Annotated in this window: 2 protein-coding genes; both read right to left on the bottom strand. The window is 65.0% G+C overall.

Features of this window, described 5'->3' with window-relative positions:
• Positions 1 to 2,670 (bottom strand): valine--tRNA ligase (locus tag MOV75_RS32105; RefSeq protein WP_247007330.1); only part of this gene is annotated, 2,670 nt, incomplete at its 3' end.
• Between the two features lie 127 nt (positions 2,671 to 2,797).
• Positions 2,798 to 3,230: PopZ family protein (locus MOV75_RS32100; RefSeq protein ID WP_247007328.1), on the bottom strand; the 433-nt coding region annotated here is incomplete at its 5' end.

Genomic DNA, 3,230 nt, shown 5'->3' with positions numbered 1-3,230 from the left:
GTCGACCACGCCCTTGAGCGGCAGCGCGGCTACCTCGCCGCGCACCAGCAACTGGACCGCACCGTCGGGCGCACGGTCGGCGAAGGAGATGTCCGACAGCCGGGCCATGCGCTTGATGACGTCGGTCCAGCGCGGCGCGCGCTCCCTCGTTTCAGTCGAGGCGCCAGCAAGCACCAGCGCCGTCAGCGTCGCCGGCGGGATGTTCATCTCGGCGCGCACCGAACGGATCTGCGTGACGAGGTCGATCACCCAGCCGATCTCGGCTTCGGCCTTGGGATCGGTGAAGTCGGCATGGTCGAAGATCGGCAGCACCCAGGCCGGCGAGACGAGCGGATCGGTCACCCCCGTCGTCGCAGCCAGCATCGCAAGCTGCTCCGGCGTCGGCTCGGCCCGCTTCAGCGGCCATTGCGCCAATGCGAGCAGGCCGTCGCGCTTGGCCGTGACTTCCCACAGCTCTTCGGTGATGAAGGGCATGAAGGGGTGCAGCAGCTTCAGGATCTCGTCGCGCGCCCAGGCGACCATGGCGCGGGTCTCGTCCTTGGCGGGACTGTCCGGACCAAGCAGCACGGGTTTTGCGAGCTCGACGTACCAGTCGCAATAGACGTTCCAGACGAAGCGATAGATCGCGCTTGCCGCGTCGTTGAAGCGATAGGCTTCGATCGCCTCGGTCACCTCACGCGTGGTGTGCGCGCTCTCATGCGCGATCCAGCGATTCAGCGTCTCCTTCGCCTTCGCCGGCTCGAAACCGTCGGGCACGGCGCAGTGGTTCATTTCCGCAAAGCGGGACGCATTCCAGAGCTTGGTCGCGAAATTGCGATAGCCCTCGACGCGGCTGGTGGCGAGCTTGATGTCGCGCCCCTGCGCCGCCATCGCGGCCAGCGTGAAGCGCAGCGCATCCGCGCCGTATTCGTCGATCAGGTTGAGCGGATCGATGACGTTGCCCTTCGACTTCGACATCTTGGCGCCCTTCTCGTCACGGACGAGGGCGTGAATGTAGATGGTCGAGAACGGCACCTCCTTCATGAAGTGCAGGCCCATCATCATCATGCGGGCGACCCAGAAGAAGATGATGTCGAAGCCGGTCACCAGCGCGTTGGTCGGGTAGTAGCGCTGCACCTCGGGGGCGTCTTCCGGCCAGCCGAGCGTCGAGAACGGCCACAGCGCCGAGGAGAACCAGGTGTCGAGCACGTCCTCGTCGCGGGTGATGAAGCCTTCGCGCTTGTTGCGGTCGAGCGCCATCTCGCGGCCCTGCTCGGCCGTGATGACTTCCTGCTCGACATAATAGCCGAGCGCGTGGCTGACGGCCTCCTCCTCGGTCTCGGCGACGAACACCTTGCCGTCAGGTCCGTACCAGGCCGGGATCTGATGGCCCCACCAGAGTTGGCGCGAGATGCACCAGGGCTGGATGTTCTCCATCCATTCGAAATAGGTCTTTTCCCAGTTCTTCGGCACGAACGACGTTTCGCCCGAACGCACCGCTGCGATCGCGGGCTTGGCCATCGTCTTGGCGTCGACGTACCACTGGTCGGTCAGATACGGCTCGATCACGGTGCCGGAGCGATCGCCATGCGGCACCATGTTGGTGTGCGGCTCGATCCGCTCGACGAAGCCGAACGAGTCCAGCCGCTCGACGATGCGCTTGCGCGCGATAAAGCGATCGACCTTGTGGAATTCCTCGGCGAATTGCCCGGCGCCTTCCGGCAAATCGCGAAGATAGTCCTCGTTGTCGACGAGATCGAGACAGCCTTCCCTGTCGATCACGCTGATGCGGCGCAGGCCGTGGCGATTGCCGACCTCGAAGTCGTTGAAGTCGTGCGCCGGCGTTATCTTCACCGCGCCCGAGCCCTTTTCCGGATCGGAATAGTCGTCGGCAACGATCTGGATCTTGCGGCCCACCAGCGGCAGGATCACGTTCTTGCCGACCAGCTTCAGATAGCGCTCATCCTCGGGATGCACCGCAACCCCGGTATCGCCGAGCATGGTCTCGGGACGCGTGGTGGCGACGACGATGAAGCTCGAGGGATCCTCGGGATTGAACGTCTTGCCCTCGATCGGATAGCGTAGGTACCACAGGTGACCCTTCACCTCGGTCTGCTGCACTTCGAGATCGGAGATCGCAGTCAAGAGCTTGGTGTCCCAGTTCACCAGCCGCTTGTCCTTGTAGATCAGCCCCTCGCGGTGCAGCTCGACGAACACCTTGACGACGGCTTTCGAGAGGCCCTCGTCCATGGTGAAGCGTTCGCGCGACCAGTCGCAGGAGGCGCCGAGCCGCTTGAGCTGGTTGATGATGGTGTCGCCGCTCTCGGCTTTCCACTGCCAGACCCGCTCCAGGAATTTCTCGCGGCCCATCTCGCGGCGGCCGGGCTGCTGGCGCTCCATCAGCTGCCGCTCGACCACCATCTGGGTCGCGATGCCGGCATGGTCGGTGCCGGGCTGCCACAGCACGTCGCGTCCGCGCATGCGTTCGAACCGGCACAGGATGTCCTGCAGCGTGTTGTTGAGGGCATGGCCCATGTGCAGCGAGCCCGTCACGTTCGGCGGCGGGATCACGATGGTAAAAGGCACGGCGTCGCGGCGGTCGGGGCGACCGGCCTTGAAGGCAAGGCTGTCCTCCCACACCACGGACATGCGGGCTTCGATATCGGCGGGCTGGTAATTTTTCTCGATCATGGGGCTGCTAGAAAGCCGCGTGTGCGGGTCAAGTCAACGGGAAGCTCAGCGGCAAAGGGCATTCGGCCCGGTCCGCAGGCCGAATATGCCCTGGGAGCAGGGCTATATCGGGGCCGAACCGCCCGCCTCAGCGGCCGCCGCGCGAGACCCGCTCGATTTCGGCCTTCACGATGCGTTCAACCAGGCCCGGAAGGTTGTCATCGAGCCAGGACTTCAGCATCGGACGCAGCATCTCCTTGACCAGATCCTCCAGCGTCCGCGCATTGCTGCTGAGCACCGTATGGGCCAGGGAGTTGAAGGCGGATTCGACCGCCGAGACCGTCGATTGCGCGAGGATTGGCTGCTGCGGCGGCAGCGGCGGGGCTTCGAAGTCCACCGGCGCGTAGGACGGTGGCGGCGTTGGACGCGGCGGAGGCGATTCGGCGAATTCGAGATCGTCGCGCGGCTCGACCTTGCGAAAGCTCGGTGGCGGCGGAGGCGGCGTCGGATCCATCGCCATCTCGTCGGTCAATTCGAGCACGTCGGGTTCGGGCTCAGGCTCAGGCTCGGGCGCGCGGACC

Origin of the sequence: Bradyrhizobium sp. PRIMUS42 (assembly GCF_023006515.1) — a bacterium.
Classification (GTDB): Bacteria; Pseudomonadota; Alphaproteobacteria; order Rhizobiales; family Xanthobacteraceae; genus Bradyrhizobium.
This window is presented reverse-complemented; position numbering and strand designations above follow the sequence as displayed.